1 protein-coding gene is annotated in these 515 nt (G+C 57.9%); it reads right to left on the reverse strand.

Going from position 1 to position 515, the window contains the following annotated elements; genetic code table 11:
• A partial coding sequence (locus DLK05_RS16950) for a phage portal protein (RefSeq protein ID WP_148114132.1) occupies positions 1–515 on the reverse strand: 515 nt, incomplete at both ends.

The raw sequence follows: 515 nt of genomic DNA on the forward strand, positions 1-515 counted from the left end.
GGGGTATCCATGTCCATTTCTGCGGCATCCAGCCAGGATACCCGTCCTCGCTGACGTAATATCCCAGCGCCGCACCGCTGTCATTAATCTGCACACCGGCACGGCAGTTCCGGCTGTCGCCGGTATTGTTCGGGTTGCTGATGCGCTTCGGGCTGACCATCCGGAACTGTGTCCGGAAAAGCCGCGACGAACTGGTATCCCAGGTGGCCTGAACGAACAGTTCACCGTTAAAGGCGTGCATGGCCACACCTTCCCGAATCATCATGGTAAACGTGCGTTTTCGCTCAACGTCAATGCAGCAGCAGTCATCCTCGGCAAACTCTTTCCATGCCGCTTCAACCTCGCGGGAAAAGGCACGGGCTTCTTCCTCCCCGATGCCCAGATAGCGCCAGCTTGGGCGATGACTGAGCCGGAAAAAAGACCCGACGATATGATCCTGATGCAGCTGGATGGCGTTGGCGGCATAGCCGTTATTGCGTACCAGATCGTCTGCGCGGGCATTGCCACGGGTAAAG

It is taken from the genome of Ancylomarina longa (assembly GCF_003996985.1).
Classification (GTDB): Bacteria; Bacteroidota; Bacteroidia; order Bacteroidales; family Marinifilaceae; genus Ancylomarina_A; species Ancylomarina_A longa.